General features: G+C 35.1%; 19 protein-coding genes. 14 read left to right on the top strand and 5 right to left on the bottom strand.

Going from position 1 to position 18,526, the window contains the following annotated elements:
• Positions 1-52 precede the first annotated feature (52 nt).
• Positions 53-1,681 carry a NosD domain-containing protein gene (locus ACSVI6_RS07235; protein WP_491720994.1) on the bottom strand — a complete coding sequence of 543 codons (1,629 nt, stop codon included), beginning with the start codon at positions 1,679-1,681 and terminating at the stop codon, positions 53-55.
• Positions 1,682-2,043: 362 nt separating this feature from the next.
• Between ACSVI6_RS07235 and ACSVI6_RS07230 the strand changes: the two genes are divergently transcribed.
• From ACSVI6_RS07230 to thiD, 8 genes are all read left to right on the top strand, one after another.
• On the top strand, positions 2,044-3,129 hold the full coding sequence (locus ACSVI6_RS07230) for an ABC transporter ATP-binding protein (protein WP_491717465.1): 1,086 nt from the start codon (positions 2,044-2,046) through the stop codon (positions 3,127-3,129).
• Entirely contained in the window at positions 3,122-4,084 is a 963-nt protein-coding gene (locus ACSVI6_RS07225) for a carbohydrate ABC transporter permease (RefSeq protein WP_491717464.1), read from the top strand. Before ACSVI6_RS07230 ends, ACSVI6_RS07225 begins: the two co-directional genes overlap by 8 nt.
• On the top strand, positions 4,084-4,932 hold the full coding sequence (locus ACSVI6_RS07220; RefSeq protein WP_491717463.1) for a carbohydrate ABC transporter permease: 849 nt from the start codon (positions 4,084-4,086) through the stop codon (positions 4,930-4,932). The genes ACSVI6_RS07225 and ACSVI6_RS07220 overlap by 1 nt, the downstream gene beginning before the upstream one ends.
• An 11-nt stretch (positions 4,933-4,943) precedes the next feature.
• Positions 4,944-6,308: an ABC transporter substrate-binding protein gene (locus ACSVI6_RS07215; protein ID WP_491720993.1), complete on the top strand. Its 1,365-nt coding sequence runs from the start codon at positions 4,944-4,946 to the stop codon at positions 6,306-6,308.
• 16 nt (positions 6,309-6,324) lie between these two features.
• Positions 6,325-7,023 (top strand): glycerophosphodiester phosphodiesterase family protein, encoded by a 699-nt coding sequence (locus ACSVI6_RS07210; RefSeq protein ID WP_491717461.1) that lies wholly within the window; start codon positions 6,325-6,327, stop codon positions 7,021-7,023.
• A 141-nt stretch (positions 7,024-7,164) separates the two neighbouring features.
• Entirely contained in the window at positions 7,165-7,848 is a 684-nt protein-coding gene (locus tag ACSVI6_RS07205) for a C39 family peptidase (RefSeq protein WP_491717460.1), read from the top strand.
• A gap of 190 nt (positions 7,849-8,038) precedes the next feature.
• Positions 8,039-8,536 carry a hypothetical protein gene (locus ACSVI6_RS07200; protein ID WP_491717459.1) on the top strand — a complete coding sequence of 166 codons (498 nt, stop codon included), beginning with the start codon at positions 8,039-8,041 and terminating at the stop codon, positions 8,534-8,536.
• A gap of 208 nt (positions 8,537-8,744) precedes the next feature.
• Positions 8,745-9,557, top strand: coding sequence for a bifunctional hydroxymethylpyrimidine kinase/phosphomethylpyrimidine kinase (thiD, locus tag ACSVI6_RS07195; protein WP_491717671.1), 813 nt, complete (start codon positions 8,745-8,747; stop codon positions 9,555-9,557).
• Positions 9,558-9,591: 34 nt separating this feature from the next.
• Here the strand turns inward: thiD and ACSVI6_RS07190 are convergent, their stop codons facing one another.
• Both ACSVI6_RS07190 and ACSVI6_RS07185 read right to left on the bottom strand, forming a co-directional pair.
• Positions 9,592-10,122: a hypothetical protein gene (locus tag ACSVI6_RS07190; RefSeq protein WP_491717458.1), complete on the bottom strand. Its 531-nt coding sequence runs from the start codon at positions 10,120-10,122 to the stop codon at positions 9,592-9,594.
• A 49-nt stretch (positions 10,123-10,171) separates the two neighbouring features.
• Positions 10,172-10,660, bottom strand: coding sequence for a hypothetical protein (locus ACSVI6_RS07185; RefSeq protein WP_491720992.1), 489 nt, complete (start codon positions 10,658-10,660; stop codon positions 10,172-10,174).
• A 269-nt stretch (positions 10,661-10,929) separates the two neighbouring features.
• On the opposite strand from ACSVI6_RS07185, the gene ACSVI6_RS07180 reads away from it, so the two are divergent.
• The 4 genes from ACSVI6_RS07180 (at position 10,930) to ACSVI6_RS07165 (ending at position 13,830) form a co-directional block, all read left to right on the top strand.
• Entirely contained in the window at positions 10,930-11,991 is a 1,062-nt protein-coding gene (locus tag ACSVI6_RS07180; RefSeq protein WP_491720991.1) for a C39 family peptidase, read from the top strand.
• A gap of 135 nt (positions 11,992-12,126) precedes the next feature.
• Positions 12,127-12,420 carry an ArsR/SmtB family transcription factor gene (locus tag ACSVI6_RS07175; protein WP_491717455.1) on the top strand — a complete coding sequence of 98 codons (294 nt, stop codon included), beginning with the start codon at positions 12,127-12,129 and terminating at the stop codon, positions 12,418-12,420.
• Between the two features lie 323 nt (positions 12,421-12,743).
• On the top strand, positions 12,744-13,175 hold the full coding sequence (locus tag ACSVI6_RS07170; RefSeq protein WP_491720990.1) for a hypothetical protein: 432 nt from the start codon (positions 12,744-12,746) through the stop codon (positions 13,173-13,175).
• 10 nt (positions 13,176-13,185) lie between these two features.
• Positions 13,186-13,830 (top strand): class I SAM-dependent methyltransferase, encoded by a 645-nt coding sequence (locus tag ACSVI6_RS07165; protein WP_491720989.1) that lies wholly within the window; start codon positions 13,186-13,188, stop codon positions 13,828-13,830.
• A 27-nt stretch (positions 13,831-13,857) separates the two neighbouring features.
• Here ACSVI6_RS07165 and ACSVI6_RS07160 read toward each other — a convergent pair whose 3' ends face one another.
• Positions 13,858-14,658: a DUF1003 domain-containing protein gene (locus ACSVI6_RS07160; protein ID WP_491720988.1), complete on the bottom strand. Its 801-nt coding sequence runs from the start codon at positions 14,656-14,658 to the stop codon at positions 13,858-13,860.
• Positions 14,659-15,112: 454 nt separating this feature from the next.
• Between ACSVI6_RS07160 and brnQ the strand changes: the two genes are divergently transcribed.
• Positions 15,113-16,477: a branched-chain amino acid transport system II carrier protein gene (gene brnQ, locus ACSVI6_RS07155; RefSeq protein ID WP_491717451.1), complete on the top strand. Its 1,365-nt coding sequence runs from the start codon at positions 15,113-15,115 to the stop codon at positions 16,475-16,477.
• A 43-nt stretch (positions 16,478-16,520) separates the two neighbouring features.
• Positions 16,521-17,003, top strand: coding sequence for a thioredoxin domain-containing protein (locus tag ACSVI6_RS07150; protein ID WP_491717450.1), 483 nt, complete (start codon positions 16,521-16,523; stop codon positions 17,001-17,003).
• 46 nt (positions 17,004-17,049) lie between these two features.
• Here the strand turns inward: ACSVI6_RS07150 and ACSVI6_RS07145 are convergent, their stop codons facing one another.
• Complete coding sequence (locus ACSVI6_RS07145) at positions 17,050-18,450, bottom strand: MFS transporter (protein WP_491717449.1); 1,401 nt, start codon at positions 18,448-18,450, stop codon at positions 17,050-17,052.
• Positions 18,451-18,526 lie beyond the last annotated feature (76 nt).

Here is an 18,526-nt window from a genome sequence, read left to right as displayed (position 1 = left end):
TATGTCATTCATAGCTACGCTTTTTTGATGCTATTTAATTTGGTGTCTACCATTAATTGCCAATTGGAATATTGACGTTGGTAGGGTTATTACCATTTTGAAATTCATCATTGTTAATTGAATATAGCACCTTGTTATTACTTGCATTTCCGTTGATAACAACCTTGGAGTTTGATGTAGCTCCGTCAATTGTATCTAATTTAATCGTGTTATTATTGCCCCCCATAATTAACTCACGGGTGGCCTCAGATTCTTGTTCTGAAGTGAGGTGATTTCCTTGAAGGACATTATTATTTCCTGAGATGTAAACATCCCCGATTTTTTTATCAAAGCCCTTTGGATTGTCCTTATCACCACGAATATAAATCGAGTTATTAGATAGGGTGTTATAGTTCCCAGTAATATAGATTGCCCGACTATAGTATGATTGAATGTTATTGTTTGAAATCATAACATGATCACCGTTATTAACTTCAACATTGGTGAATCCATCTGGATAAATGTTGTTATTGGAGATATTTGCAGCATATGGATTGTCTAATTTAACAGAAATACCACCAGGTTGAGCACCGATAAAGTTATTAACAATTTTAGCTTGCTGTGACGCTCCTAGCAATTGGACACCATTGGTCAACTCTGAAATCCAGTTATCTCTGATATCTGGAGTATCGGCACCACTTAAGGTAATTCCGTAGGTAGCGTTTTTCATTGCTATATCATGAATTTTTAACCCATCAGAATCTTGTGGACCGCTTATTAGCGTTTGAATGCTGTTAGGATTATTACTACCGATCATATTGAGATGGTCAATTTCGATTCCGCTTATTCGAGGTGACTTGTTAGCAACCCCAATTTGAATCCCCGTCGTGTTACCATCAGCGATGATTAATCGACTACCACCCCCTGTAACCAACGTACCGTTTTGAGAATCAACATTAGAACGTAATCCCGCATTGATTCCTTTGATGCGAACATGGTTACTATCAATAACTACTGGTGTTTTAAGATAAAAGTCACCATTTGGAATTAAAATGGTTCCACCAGAAGATGGCATCTGGGAAATAATCTTGTTAATGATTGCTCCAGAATCAGTATTGGTATCGCCGCTTTTAACGCCGTAATCAGTTAATTTGTAGTAAACATCAGATAGGGCATCTTTACCATTTTGACCAGTATCACCCTTTGGGCCTTGAGCACCAGTGTCACCCTTTGCTCCATTTGCTCCAGTATCTCCCTTTACTCCTGGAGTACTCGTCCCAGCAGCACCGGTGTCCCCCTTAGGACCTTGTAGACCAGTTGCACCGATGTCCCCCTTAGGGCCTTGTAGTCCAGCAGTACCAGTGTCACCCTTAGGCCCCTGTAGTCCAGTAGCCCCAGTATCACCCTTAGGCCCCTGTTGACCAGTCGCACCAGTGTTACCCTTAGCGCCTTGTTTACCTGTATCTCCCTTAGGTCCCTTCAAAAGTTTGATATTGGGGTGGTTAGGTCGGGCTTTTTTTACCTTCTTTTGCTTATGATTTTTTTTAACAGCTTTTTTAGCTGATTTTTTAGGTTCTTTCTTACTGTTTTTATGGGTTGCAGCATTAACGGAATCACCGTTACTATTTAAAGTGCCTCCAAACATTAAGAATGCAGTGGTTGTTGCTAACAATGTAATTATTTTTTTGACATTATTATTCAATCCCTGTGTTCCTCCATTTTTCATAATTAGTATGTATTGATCAATACAATACTAATTATACTATTATTATAATTTAAAAGATATAATTATTTTTAATATTATTTAAACAATTGCTAACACTGTAGTACAAATTTGGATCAATTTATTAAATAAACAATACTTAATTTAAACTATTATATTAATAATAATTAGCCGTTCTTTTACCAAAAATTTACATAATTGGTTCTAAAATTAATTTTTGCGCATTTATTTTTACAAAAAAAACACATTTGTTTTACAACTTATCTAAATTAGAATGTTATTCTTGAAATCGTTAAGAAAAGTTAATGAATTTAACAATTCCATAAGGATAGGTGAGAATATTGTCAATTCAACTAAAGCATCTTGAAAAGAAATACGAAGGATCAGATACACCAGTTTTAGAAAATGTTTCTGCGCACATCGAAGATAATGAATTTTTTGCAATCGTTGGACCATCAGGTTGTGGGAAAAGTACATTACTTAGAATGATTGCGGGAATTATTCCCATCACTTCAGGAAGCCTGTATTTAAACGGTGAAGTCGCAAACGACTTAGAACCAAAGGATCGGAAATTATCAATGGTATTTCAAAGCTATGCTTTATACCCATTTTTATCTGTTTTTGATAACGTTGCGTTTGGCTTGAAGGCACGTAAGCAACCAAAAGAAGAAATTAAAAAACGTGTTGAAAAAGCATTATCATTAGTCAACCTTAATGACTACAAGGATCGTAAGCCAAAGGATCTATCAGGTGGTCAAAGACAACGGGTAGCATTAGCACGTGCAATTGCCAATGAATCTAAAATTTGTTTGATGGATGAACCACTATCAAACCTTGATGCCCAATTAAGAGCTAAGATGAGAATTGAATTGAAAGAACTACAACGGAAATTAGGTTTAACTGTGATTTACGTTACCCATGATCAAGTGGAAGCAATGACGATGGCTGATCATGTAATGGTTCTTAACAACCACCATGTTCAACAAATCGATACACCACTAGGTGTGTACCAACAACCAGCAAATGAATTCGTTGCTTCATTCTTTGGAACGCCACAAATTAACTTAATTAGTGCTACTTATGAAAAGGGTTCCCTTAAGATGGATGAAGACTTCATTTTGGATACTGATGATTCATTAATCGAAGGCCACAAGTACAAGGTTGGAATCAGACCTAACCAAGTTAATATCAAAATTGATGTTAACAATGGAAACGCACAAGTAGTCAATGTATCACAACTTGGTGATCGGACCATGGTCGAAGCATTATTGGGGAACCAACAAGAAATTAGAATCGTTTTAAACGGTCAAGTTGATATTCGCCCACAACAATTTATTCAAATCGAAGGTGCAAATGGATACTTCGTTTTCGATGCTGATGATCGCAGCTTAGTGAGCGTTAAGAAGGGAGTTTTATTAAATGCTTAAGTCGTTTGAAGGAAATAATTTTAATAATGATGATGAAGTTAATAATTCTAAGACTTCCGAAACTTCAACTACTAAAAAAGCATTAAAAAAGCACAGTGATGCTTTATATGCCATCTTATTCTTGGGGCCTTCGATCTTATTGCTAGGGGTATTTGTTTTTTATCCAATGCTCAAGACCTTATATATGAGTTTGTTCTTGACTAATAACTTTGGGCAAACGACTATCTTTGTGGGGTTGAATAATTACATCTCACTACTGAAATCAGCATCATTCATTTCTAGTTTGTTATCAACCTTTGTTTACGTGATTGCTGTCATGATTTTGACCATTGTTTTTGGTTTAGCATTAGCAGTTTTTGCAAATCAAAAGCTTCGTGGGATTCAGTTCTTTAGAACGATTTTCTCATCAACGATGGGGGTTTCAGTTTCCGTTGCAGCGATCTTCTTCCTATTTGTTTTCAACCCCACAAGTGGATTGCTAAATCAATTTGCAGGGTTGGTACATTTACCACAACTAAATTGGATGACAGATCCTAACCTAGCAATGATTACCGTTATTGTTTCTACCGTTTGGATGAACCTTGGATTTACGTTCTTAGTTTTATTTGGAGCTTTACAAGCGGTTCCTCAATCACTTTACGATGCTGCAGATATCGAAGGGGCGTCTAAGCCATACCAATTATTTAAAATTACCATTCCAATGATTTCACCATCACTCTTTTTCGTCGGGATCGTTACGTTGATCGGGGCTTTCAAGAGTTTTGGGTTGATTGATTTAATGACGGCCGGGGGACCTAATAACGCCACTAACCTTTTGGTTTATAGAATCTATCAAGATGCATTCTTAAATGGTAACTATAGCCAAGCAAGTACTGAATCAATCGTATTGACCATTATCATTGCGGTTATGACCATTATTCAATTTAAAGTCTTAGAAAAGCGGGTGAACTACTAATGGATGTTGCAAATAATAGTCAAACAGACAGTAAACGCAAATTTAAGATTAGTAATGTTTTTCAATATTTACTTTTGATTATTTTAGCTTTGATCGTGATTGGGCCATTTCTATTAGGCCTTTGGACTAGTTTTCTACCTACTGATAGTATTACAAAGGGGTCATTAGCTGGTAAATTAACTTTTGATAACTACGCTACTGCGATTAATACAACTCCAGTGCTTAGATACCTATTAAATAGTTTTGTTGTTTCAGTAATTAGAACAATTGGCGAAGTCTTCTTCTGTTCACTAGCTGCATACGCATTTGTGTTTCTTAAATTCAAAGGTCGGAACTTCCTTTTCTTTGTTTTCTTAGCAACCATGATGCTACCGTTTGAAGCTGAAGTAATTCCCAATTTCATGACTGTTAAGTCAATGAACCTATTGAACACTTACTCAGTAATGATCATTCCATTTTTGACATCAGCATTTGGGACCTTTATGTTAAGACAAGCATTCCTCCAAATGCCTAAGGATTTAAAGGAAGAATCAGATATTGAAGGCTTATCACACCTTCAATACTACTGGCACGTTGTATTACCATACTCTAAGATTTCATTATTAACCCTGGCAGCTTATAGCTTCTTATCGAGTTGGAATGAATATCTATGGCCAATGTTAACCACTTTTAGTGATAAATACAGAACCGTTCAAGCTGGTTTGAGACAAATGCAATCCACTGAAACATTTAATAACTGGGGAATGATCATGGCTAGTGCCGTTATCGTAGTTATTCCTACACTTATTATCCTATTTGCTGGTCAACATTTCTTTAAGTCTGGCTTAAACGATGGATCTGTAAAATAAGGAGGATTAACATGAAAAAGCGGTTATGGATCATAGGAGTTATTGGAGTTATTTTACTATCCATCTTCGGAGTAATGGCTAGTTCCAATTCAAGTGCAGATGAGTCTGCTCAATCTGGAAATAGAACCAAGATTATTTTCTGGCACGAAATGACTGGAGCTGGTGCAGCTCAAATTCAACAATTTGCCGATAATTTTAACAAAAAGCAAACCAAGTATGAAGTTATCCCTGAGTATGAAGGAAGTTATAACCAAGCGATTCAAAAGGTATTACAAACTCACGGTACGAATGCTTCACCTGCAATCTTCCAATCAATGGACGTTTCAACTGGTCAAATGAGAAATGCAAACATCACGACGCCAGTTCAAAAGTTTATTGATCAAGATAAGTATGATATGAGCAAGATTATGCCCGCTGCACGTGCTTTTTACAGTAAGGGTGGCGAACAATTATCAATGCCATTCAATACTTCACAACCAACGTTATTCTATAATAAGGCAGTTTTTCGTAAGTATGGGGTAAAAGACTTACCAGTTGATCCTTCTTACGATGATATTGAAAAAGCGGCTAAAGAACTTACTGAAAAATCTAAGGGGGCCGTTAAAGGGGCAACCGTAGATGCTTATGGTTGGTACTTTGAAGAATTCATGGCTAATAGTGGTCAATCCCTTGCCAATGAAGAAGATGGTCATACTGGTTTCCCAACCAAGGTAAACTTTACGAACCAAGCGACCGTTAATGCAATGAACTGGCTTCAAAGTATGAATAAAAACGGTTCATTCATTAGCTTTGGCTCAGGAAGTACCTCAGCTTCAAACGAAATTGCTTCATTCCTTTCAGGAAAGCTTGGCATTATGCTACAATCTTCTGCATCAATGGGTCAATTACAATCTGCTTCCAAACCTGGTGATTTAGGTGTAACATACTACCCAAGACCAAATGGCCAAAAGGCGAATGGGGTTGCAATTGGTGGTGCTTCGATTTGGATTTCAAATGATAAGGATTCTACTACCCAACAGGGAGCATGGGAATTCATTAAATATCTAATGGAACCTGAAAATCAAGCTGACTGGCAAAAAGCAACTGGTTACATTGCCCTTAACAAGGATTCACAAAATGAACCAGTGTTGAAGGAACTTTATAAGCAACGTCCTGAATCACAAGTTCCAAGCAACCAACTTGCCAGAACTAAGCCTAACGCTACTAACTCAGGAATTTTAATGGAAGGGTTAGTTCAAATGCGGACCATTACGCAAAACGCAATGCAACAAATTTATGCTGGCCGAAATGTTAATGATGCATTGAAAGATGCTGAAAACCAATTTAATTCATATTTAGCACAGCATAATAAGGCTAACGGCTACACTAATAAATAGTAAAGAGGGAATTTAGATGAAAACAATGGTTTTTGCCCATCGTGGAATTCCAGTTCAAGAACCTGAAAACTCATTAAGTGGCTTTAAGTACTGTTTAGAAAACGGTGCGGCTGGTTTAGAGTTTGATATCCATTTAACTAAGGATAATGTTCCGGTCATCATGCATGATGAAAAAATTGATCGAACAACTGACGGTAGTGGATTGATCAATTCATATACCTATGAAGAATTAAGTCAATTTAAGCTTGCAAATGGTGAAAAGGTGCCAACCCTAGATGAATTTATTGAATTAGTTGAAAATAAGGATATCTGGTTGAATCTAGAGTTTAAAACCAATAAGATTCATTACCTGGGGATTGAAAAGATTGTTTTACAAAAGATGAATGCAGCGAAACTTAAGCACCACGTCATCTATTCGTCCTTTAATATTGATAGTCTTCGTATTGCTAGAATGTTAGACGAAGACCAAGACTATAACTTTTTATTTGAAAAGAAGTTGAGTGATCCGCAACTTACCATGAAAAAGGAACATTTGAATGGTTTGCACCCCGGTTATTACATTCCAGGGCTTGAGAAACATGAAAGAATTTGGACGATTGATGATGCCGCTGAACAAGCTAAATTGTTTAAAGCAGGAGTGGCTGGTATCTTTACTAATGATTTTATTAGTGCTGAAGCATTAAAAAAGCAGCTCTTAACTGATTCAGTTCAATAATAGTTTGATTAATAACGATTCCTATTAATTTGGGATCGTTATTTTTTATGATAAAATAATTGCCAATAAATAGATTCCTGATATTACTTGGAGTAGTATAGGAAATACATCGTTCAATAATCTATTAGGTAGGCGTTTATTTTGAAAAAAAAGCAAAAACTATTAATTACATTCGGATTAGTGTTAATTACTGTCATTGCAATAACTAAAACCATCTCAATTAAAAGCAAGGGCCAAATTCCAGGAACTTATGTCAACGAACCATTTGAAATTAATGCCAACTCTGTTCAATTAAATGCTCCATATATCAGTCAAAAGGCGATTAAGGCATGGAATGGATGTGAGGCAGCTAGTTTGTTAGCTGGATTGCAATCCAAGGGCGTCCTTTTAAAAACAGATTTACGAACTTTTTTGAAGCAAATGCCAAGAAGTAAGGACAATAATCCTTATAATGGATATGCAGGATCACCATATATCAAGCTGCAATCCAGCATTTTTCAATCAATCTTTCCCAAAGCACTTGCTAAGTGGGGGAATCGGTACCATTCCGTAAAAGATATTAGTGGTGCTTCTATAAATGAACTTAAGCATCAGGTCAAAATTGGCAATCCAGTCGTAACCTACATTGTTAGTTACTATTTGAAACCTAAGTTTCAGAAGTACTTTTGGGGAACTGGAATTACAAACAGTCACGTAGTATTGTTGGATGGATATGAAAAAGGGTACTATCATGTATCTGATCCAAATCGTGGCAAATATTGGGTTAAGGCTAATTTATTTGAACGCTCATATCAATATAAAAAATATGCTGTTGCAATTCAGTAAGGAATGACTGGGAAAGGTCATTCTTTTTATTTCATTTTTATTAGGCAAACCTAAAAAAATATTATGATATACCTTATATTGTGCCTCGTTTTATGTTATATTATTAGCGGTACCAGATTGTTTCTATCGATAGTTTGCTGATTTGTTAGTTAGCCATCTTGAATGGCTATGGATAGAGAGGATGATTAGAATGACAAAATCAATCTTAGCTGCTTTTGAAGATTGTGTTGATGTTAGTGCGGACGTACGTTCCGGTTTATCTAAAAACGTTTATTCATCAAAGTATTTGGGAATGTTCATGACAATGATCAATGATTTTGATAGTGGATATCGAGTGGTTGGCACTCAGTATTTTTTAGAAGATGTTGCAGCAAGGTACGCGCACAGTGATATCAACAATGAATCTGGAATTCGAAAAGGCTTGCTTGATTTGTTCGATCAATATTTTACTGACCGTCGAATAATCATTTTCGACTTGAATGAACCATTTTTCCAAATGGTTGACCGTTACTATTCTGATAACTTAGGCGGCCATTTTAAGCCTGCTAAGTATCGAAATTACGTTAATGGTTGTTTGCTAACCGATGCAATTAATTCTAATCAAGATCTTGAGTCAGTCATAAATAATTCCATTTTTCATGGAAATGCTAGCTGTCAGGATATTGAGGATCAATTAATTACTAATTAATCGGGGGCTTAAAATAAAAAGCGGGGATAAAACTGATCTATTCATCAGTTTTACCCCTGTTTTTATTATTAATTTAGAATCTTAAGATTATATTTTACGAACTAAAATATAAAATTAGTTTATAAATGAGACGATTGTTCGTATTTATAGTTGTTTAAAACATTTAATTAGCATATAATGTTAATAATTTAATGATAGGGGTGTTTTAATTATGAATCAATATCCACAAGCTTTAACTATTGCTGGTTCAGACAGTGATGGAAGTGCCGGAATGCAAGCAGATTTACACACTTTTCAAGCTTTAAAGGTACATGGAACGTCTGTGATTACAGCATGTGTTGCAGGAAACTCTTATGGAATTCATGATAGTGTTACAATGCCAACTTCATTTATTGCGAATGAATTTAAAGATTTGGCTGATGATTACCAAATTCGAGCATCAAAAACAGGGATGCTGAGTGATAGTGAATTAATCAACACGGTGGTTGAAAATTATACTAAGTATGATTTTGGACCACTGGTTGTTGATCCAGTAATCATTACTAAGCATGGCGCAATGCTTTTAGAACAAGAAGCATTCGATACTTTAAAAGAAAAACTGATTCCATTGGCAACAATAATCACTCCTAACTTTTATGAAGCCCAAAAGTTAGCTGAAATGGAAATTAACAGTAAGGACGACATGCTAACTGCTGCTAAAAAGCTTCGTGAAATGGGTGCTAAGAACGTAATGGTAAAGGGACGTCATGATAGTGACGATCAAGATGAAGTTACTGACTTAGTATTATTAGAAGATGGTAGCCATTTCTGGCTTACAGGGAAGTACTTTTCTACTGATCGTAAGAATGGAACTGGTGATACCCTTTCTGCTGGAATTACTGCAGAATTGGCTAAGGGGACTGCGATCGAAGATGCGATTCGCATTGCTAAAGCATATGTTGATCGTGCGATTCAAAATGAAATTTTAGTAGGTCATAAATATGGTCCAATTAACCATTGGGCAACTGATGATATTAAATAAAAAAAGATGATGACCATTATGGTCATCATCTTTTTTATTTAGCAATGGTGGAACTAGGCCGATTACCAAAATCTAGCGAATCGCCAATCCCCATTCCAATTATTGAAACGTTTGTAAGATCTTTTTGAGCATTAACGTTTCCTCTAATTTTTCTTAAATTATCGGAAAGCTTATTTCCATCGTCACACTGGAAACTATGATTAATGTTTTTATAGAAAATACGGTTAAATCTAAGGTAAAACATAGCATTTGCCCTAGCATCATTTGTTGATTTAGCAGCATCACGATCAGAATACACACTAAGTTGACTCCCTAGATCACTTAAAGAGCTAGGTCTACCATCTTTAATTAGTTCATTTATTAAGCTAGTCTTAGTAGATTGATTCAATAGTTTCATGTATTGGTTAACTTGGTAGTTAAAATACTTTTTGTTTTTAACTCCAGCATTATTAGTAACTTTGGCGGTTGCATCAGCACGTCCGTTGATCGTTGGTGATACGAAAAAACTAAATGCGCCAGTCAATAATACGGATGTCAATATAGTTTTGACAAATATTTTTTTCATTTTTAAAACCCCTTTAATTATTTTAGCTTCCGATATTAACATTTAAATTTTAAAAACTAATTATGAAGAAAACAACAATCGAAACGATGACAATAGCAATTGATTTTAAGTTAAAGGTTGCATTATGAACATTTTCCTTAGAAATGTAAGCATTTTGGTAATGATTAACTTTTTTATTATTTTCCTGAATAGCAGTATTTAAGTCACTAGTTTGATCTTCCACTTTTTGCTTTTTATTAATCCATTTACGAAGGGTCGCATCTTTCGAATTTTTCTTATTAAATACTTGCTTGTAGTGATAATTAACAATGATTTTATCGTGTTTTGCAGCAGTTAAAGCCTTAGAGAGATCCTTTTGCTTCTTGAGTAATGGTGGCAATATTTTATTAACAGTTGAATTATTATCCTGATAATTTTGTGAAAGTGCCTGTGAAACAGCATCATAACCGATCCTCGTTGCAAATAATACAATAATAATTAAAACCAATTTAATTAGCATCTTGAATGAAAAGATTGATCGAATGCTTTCATTTTTCATAATTATACCCTCTTGTAATCATTAATTTCAATTCTCAATTATACGCTGAAGTTGAATTAGTTTTAACCAATATGCTCAAAACTAAAGGCTTGCTTAAGCGATTGTTTAGAGTAAAATATAATAAAAGTTATTTACTCTTATTGAGAAACGGAATTTTTCAAATGTTAAGGGTTTATATCATTTACGTTAAGAAAAAGTTAATTACCAGACTTACTTACTTGTTATTAGTATAATAAAGATATTAATTATTAAGGAAAGGGTTTAAAGTTATGAAAAATAAGACCAAAAAGATAATTGGTTCATTGCTTTTCTCAGGGATGCTAAGTTTTATGACGCTATCTGCTCCCTTAAAAACTAACGCAGATAATACTACTTCGGGAAGTAGCGCTGCCTCAAGTGTTATTTCTAGTTCAAGTAGCTCCAGTAGTAGTGGATCAAGTAGTGCAGCTAGCAGTGCCAGTTTTAGTTCAGCTAGTTCTACTTCATCTAGTTCGCAGGCTAGCAGCACTAGTTCTTCATCTAGTAGTACCTCTTCAAGCAGTAACAGTAATAAAGTAACTTACACGGTTAAGACAGTTAATAACTATGTAATGAGAGTTATTAATAATGATTCTGTTAAAATTTGGGACACACCATACACATCTTCAAGTAAGGTAAGCAATCGAACTACTAATTTGAAGGGTAAATTGATTAAAATCATTCAAACAGCCAGTGGTTCTGATGGAAGTCTCTATTACCATATTACTTATCAAGGTCAAGATTTGGGTTGGATTTACAAGAGTTACTTAAGCTACACTGATGATTATGAAATGCCATATGTATATACTAGTCAGCTTTACCCCATTTATGCACCAAGTGGATGTGAAGCGGCAGCTTTGAAGATGGCATTAAGTACCAAGGGTGAAGCACTTAACATCCCACTAGATAAATTCATTAACTTAATTCCAAGAAGTTCTGACCCTAACAAAGGTTATAAAAACGATCCATTTACTAAGGGTGCTGGAGCAACTATTTACCCTAATGCATTAGCTAATTTTGCTAAAAGATATGCTAGTGGATCAAAAGACATCACGAATACCAGCTTAAGCAATATTATTTCCAATGTTAAGCGGGGCAATCCGGTCGTGTTCGAAGGTTCTTGGAGAATGATCGTTAATTCTAAGTCCGATCACGTATTAGTGATTCTGGGTTACAAACCAGGTAAATTCTTAATCGCAGATCCTTACATGAGAAAGAATTCACCAAACAAGGTATTTTGGACTTCAACTAGTGATTTTCTAAAAATTTGGCATACTTCTAAACGTGGTAGTCGTGCAATGACTGTTATTTAATAATATGTCTTAGTTTATTTTTAGATTTTGTAATAAAATATTTTAAAATTAATAATAAAGAGACCAATAAATCGGTCTCTTTTTCATTTATATGCTAAAATGATATTATTAATATTATTGAAAGAGGGTTGTAGAGTGGATAACGATTATAATCAGAAATTATATCGAATCACTCGGGCGTTAAATCATCCTGTTCGAATTCAAATTTTATATTATCTATCTGAACACGGAAAAAGTAACGTTACGAATTTAGTTAATCAAGTGAATATTTCGCAACCAGCTGTTTCTAGACACTTGAGAATTTTATTTGATTCACAGTTGATTACCAGTAAGCAAAACGGTAAGGAAAAGGTTTATCAATTAACTGATAATCATGTCAAAGAACTGCTCCAAGTTCTTCATAATCATATTGAAGAACAAATTGATTAATCTTTTGCTTGAAAAATATATCAAAGTATGGTTATATATAACTATGATGATTTATTAAATAAAAAAACTAATTACCAGGGCAATGGTAATTAGTATTATTATCTTGATTATAGTTCTGAAAACCAATTAACTTGCTTTTGGGGGCAGTAATTAAGTTATTTATACAGATGATTAGTTATTACGACAAACCAAGACGGTATTATTATACCATAATTTTATAATATTTACCTAAAAGTCCGCAATTTTGCGGACTTTTTTGTTTTTTCTGATTTTATTATTAAACCATGATATTATTTAAGTAATAAGAATTGGAGGAATTATAAATGAAAATTGATTTTGATCTAAATCGCATAAAAGCACTACTCAATGAGAGTAAAGAATTACATAGTCAAGTTCGGATTTCTGATGATTTGATCGATCCTTTTGATCCTGAGATGCCTCATTTTAGAGTTGATGTTGATGGATGCTCTATTTTTATTGGTAGTGATGAGGAAGATGAAAGTGTATTTACTTTTAAGGAGTTTGAATACCTTAAATCAATTAATTTTAACTTATTATCCAAAAATACTGAAAAACTTAATTTTGCTAAAAATATCCTTAGTAGTGAATTTGGAATTGAAATCGGTGAATTAAATGATGCTACTAAGTATGTAGATCAATTTAGCGAATCTGATGTTGTTAGTGGAATCTTACAAATGGTTGATGGCTTTGACTGGGTTCATCACTATGTAATGGCAAACGAAAAATTAATGTAGGAGCATTTAGATGGCTAGATCAAGAAGGGAACGTAAAAAAGGCAATCAACGATTCTCAGTTTCAATTAATGTTAATCTACCAACCGTATCATTAGTACTATTGATATTTTCGATAGTTGGTTTTTATATTGCTAATGATAGCTTGTTGATTATTTTAATTAGTTGGGGGATGTTGATCAGTGCCTTGATTTATTTAAATACATTTTGGCTAGGTGCAAAGGAGATTTTTGCTCAGCAGGTCGTTGATTTGAAAGTTAAACCTGATAGTTTAATTTTAATTCTTAATGGTAATTCTGAGCTCTTAATTGATCAAACCATCCAAAAATTAAAACAAAGTAGTATGGTTTCACTAGTTAACGAAAACTTTACGGAGCTACCATATGATAATGAATCATATGACTTTGTAATTGTAAATAATACATTTCAAGATATTAGACCGCACGTGAAAAAAATGAAGGCCCTTCAAGAAGCAGCACGAGTGATAAAAAAAGGGGGACGAATATTGATTATTGAGCGGGGATTGAATTCAAATCAATATCGTAGTTTTTTAAAACAGGCTGGTTTTAGTCGGATTTTAATTAAGAATGTTGGGCCCCTAGGTTGGTGGTCAGGACCTTGGTGTCCGACTAACGCCATTAAAGCTCAAAAATGGTAAAAAAAGGATGCAGATTAATCTGCATCCTTATTTTTTATCCTGGTCATTGTTATTTTGATTAGTGTTTTGATTTAATAGATCATTTTGACGCTTTTCTTCATTGAGCAATTCGATTCGTTCATTGTGAATGATGTCCAATTCATTCCTGATTTCGCCTAAAATTTCTAATTGCAGTTTTTCAATCTCAAAATTATGTGGCATTTGATTTTGATTTAATTGATCAAGTTTAGCATGCAGGATTCTTAGTTCATTTTCTGACTTGATATTAACGTGGTAATCGTTATCTGCGCCTAAATGGTCACGGTGACTAGAACGATTTTGGCTCATCATGATGATTGGTGCCTGAATAGCAGAAATACAACTTAGTGCTAAGTTAAGTAAGATGAATGGATATGGATCAAAGTGAGCCCCAAATAGGTGGAACACATTGATGAACATCCAACTTAGTAAAAAGATGATAAAAGTTAGGATAAAGCTCCAGCTTCCCCCGAACTTAGCAACTTGGTCAGCAACTTTTTGCCCAAATGTTTCTGAAGAATTAAGGGCTTTATTAATATCTCTAATTTGATAATCGTTATCACGAATTGTTTTAGTTAATTTACGATCGATTTTTTCATTTCGGTGTTCATCATCGCGAATTAACTGATTCACCATTTCAACTTGGTACTTCAATAAGTGCTGATTACAAATAAAGTCACCATCGCCAGCTTTAGTGTAATCATGCTTAATATGACCAAGAATGGTTGAGTCGAGATCTTTTAGCAAACGCCCCTCATTTGATAGATATTCCTTGTTATCTACTAAACATTTTTTGACATTATTTTTCATTTTTTTCTCACCTAATATTATTGAATTATCACCATTGTAACACACATTAAATCTTTTTATGATTTCATTTTAAATGATTTAAATAAAAATTGTTGTTGACATTTGAAATATTTTAAATATAATTAGAAATATAAATTAAAGACCGATTAAAAGACAATGCGTGGAAGAGTAGCGGTTGGAATCAATTAAGTGAACCCTGTTAAGTGCGAAAGGGGATTGACGAATATCGTAAAAGTAATCCACAAGTCATAACCATGAATTAATTAGTGGTTATTGGGAGTGCGCCCATTACAGCAATGAAGTCTTGCTCTTTTTTTTGAGCAGTACTTTTGGAGCCTACTACCGTGAGGTAGTGGGGAAAATAGGTGGTACCACGTCTCGAGCGTCCTTAGTAAATATTTACTAAGGGCGTTTTTTTGTTGGTCATTGCATTTTATTCGAGGAGGAAATTAATATGAAAACAGATAAATTAAATGCAAAGCAATACATTATTTTAGCATCATTACTTTTTGGGTTATTCTTTGGGGCTGGGAACTTAATTTTCCCAATCTTCTTAGGACAGGCGAGTAGTACCAGTTGGCTCCCTGCAGCATTTGGCTTTTTAATTTCAGCAATTGTTTTACCGTTATTATCAATTTTAGCAATTAGTTATACTGAAAGTAGTAGTTTATATGACTTAGGGAAACCTGTTGGTCATTGGTTCGCGCTGATCTTTCTAGCAATCGTTCACTTGTCACTAGGGGTTTTGATTGCATCACCAAGAACAGCAACGGTTACTTTCTCAATGGGGGTTCAACCATTTTTGCCAAAGGCTGATTCGCACATTGCTTTGTTCATCTTTTCAATTTTCTTCTTTGGTTTAGCATATGCATTGGCTTATAACCAAACGAAAATTACCGAATACGTTGGAAAAATTTTGAACCCAATTTTCGTTATTATTTTAGCAGGGGTTTTCATCCTTGCATTCTTCATCAAGGGTGATTTAAGTCACATTAATTTATTACCAACCACTAACAACTCCGGAGCTAGCATGATCAATGGCTTCTTACAAGGTTATAATACAATGGATGCCGTTGCTGGACTTGGGTTCGGGGTTACAATTATTGCCGCTCTTAAGCAATTTGGCTTGACCGATAAATTACAACGGTCTAAAGCAGTTGCTAAGGTTGGAGCCTTAACAATGGGCTTTGAAGGGCTTATCTATATTTTCTTAATTGCATTAGGAGCATCAAGCTTATCATACTTAAAGCCAGCAGCAGATGGTGGAACTGCGTTTACCCAAATCATGACCCACTATACTGGACTAGCTGGAGCTGGAATTTTAGCAGCCCTTACATTCTTAGCATGTATTACCACTGAAATTGGTTTGATTACATCCCTGGCTCAAGACTGGGGAGATCGTTTTCCAAAGCTCGGCTACCGTTTCTTCTTAACGATTGCAGCGCTTGGATCGTTCATCATTGCTAACTTTGGACTTGAACAAATTATTTTATACTCATCACCACTACTTAACTTTATCTACCCAATTGCAATCGCAATTATTATTTTAGGGTTACTTAACAAGTGGATTGGTAAGAACAAGATTATTTACAGAACGACGATCATCCTTACATTGATTCCTGCCATTTTAGATTTTATTCATAACTTACCACCATTTTTTGCTAAATTACCATTATTACAAGCAATTAATGGTTGGGCATTGAACACCATCCCACTATATAATGAAGGACTTGACTTTATTCCATTTATTGCGGTTGGCTTAATTTTAAGTATCATCTATGTTCAAATTACAAGCATTAAAGCTACGGAACAATCATAGTTATGTTAATATATAGGCAAATATAGGAATTGGAGTTGAGAATATGAGTTTAGATTTATCAGATAAGGATACGCTTACTTTTGGAGATGTTAACGCCCCCCACGAGGTAACGGTGATTACTAACATGGCATGTCCATTCTGTAGAAAGTGGTATGAAAACAATTTTGATAAATTACAATCTGAAGTTCAATCTGGCAAGCTTCTCGCCCACTTTAAATTTCTAGACAAGGATAAGCTAGATTTACAAGATGGTAATTTAGCACATGAATATATTGATTATTCAAATCCTGATCAAGCAATTGAATTTGTTAAAAAGGCTTTTGACATTCAACCAGAATGGCATCGGTTGCCAAAGGATGATGCGCAAGCATTCCTAACTGATCACTTTGCGATTCAAAAAGTAAATGATGCTGAATTCTTAGCAGCTGTTAAATCAAATATTGAATCAACTGATGTTCCAAGTGTTCCAACCATTATCTATGATGGTGATAAGCACTCTGATAGTAATTTTAATTTGCCTGATTAATATTAGTATATGGAAAGAATCCCGATTTATTTTATTCGGGATTCTTTTATTTTGTGGAGCGATTATTCTTCAATAGCCACCACAACATGATAGTAACGCTACCCATGATAATGGCAGCAATCCAATACGTAAAGTGCATGCCGAAAACGAACCAGTCATCATGACCAAATGGGTATGTTGTGATTTGGTGGTTTGCCTTGAGGCTCATTCCAGAATAGAGCATTGAAGTAGCTAGTGATAGTCCGACCGCAAATCCGATGTTTCGACTGAGGGCTAAAATCGAACCAGCGATTCCCTGTTGATCCTTACTGGCGTGTTCCATCACCATTGGATTGTTTTGGAACAACCCGTTGGCGGTTGCGAATACGATGAATCCAAACAATAGAAACGCTAGTGACCAGGCTGGCTGAATAATTGCGAAAATTATTTCTGCGCCTACGAAAATGATGGATGCTCTAAATGACATGTGCACGGCACCATAGCGATCGCATAGAACGCCCCCTAAATAAGCGGTAAAGACATTGACAATGGGGAGAATACTCATAATTAAACCCATTTTAGATGGTGAGAACTTAAGGGTGTTTTGGATGTAAAAGGGTAATAAGACGTTATTAAAGTAGATGATAATGTACATGAACATTAATGAAATAATACTAATCGTAAATCCTGGATTTTTAAATAGTTCAAGGGCCAGAATTGGTTCGGCAACGTGATTTTCGACCCAGATAAAAATGGCGATTAAGATGGCGGTGGTGATAAAGCCTGCGATGATAATGGGTTGGTTAAAACCGCTTTCTTGGCCAATGAATACAGCTAAGAAGAAAATCATAATTAATGTGGCTAAAATCGTGAAGCCTAGCCAATCAATATTGATTTGAGAGGCATGTTTGGTTTGCTTAGGGTATACGAAGTGCCCGAACCCAAATGCAATGATTCCAATTGGGACGTTGAATAAAAAGATCCAATTCCAATTGGCAATTGAGAGGATCAACCCAGCAACTGCGGGGCCTGCAATGTAGCCCAGTTGACCAATCGTGGTATTGATGCCCAGCGCACGCCCACGGATCTCAAAGGGAACTGAACTAGTAATGATACCGAGATTAGTGGCCATCGTCATTGATGCCCCCAGCCCCTGGAGTCCACGGGCAATTAATAAGACGACTAAGTTGGTGCTTAATCCACATAGTAATGAGCTCGCGGTAAATAAGAGGGTCCCTAGTTGAAAGATTTTAACCTTACTAGTTTGATCACCTAACTTACCAAAAAGAATCAACGACATACAGATTAAAATGAGGTAGGCAGAAGAAATCCATTCAGCTTGATTCATTGGAATGGCAAGATCTTTTGATATTTGTGGAAGGGCAGTATTGACGATACTCATATCGACAGTTCCTAAGAATGATACGATTGCAACTGCTAAAATAGTAAATAACGATTTACGGTTCATATAAAAATCCTTTCATTATGTAAAATTAAACCACTTTATATCATATCTAAAATTAGTTAAATTGAAAACTAATTTT

It is taken from the genome of Nicoliella sp. ESL1106 (genome assembly GCF_058509965.1).
This window is presented reverse-complemented; position numbering and strand designations above follow the sequence as displayed.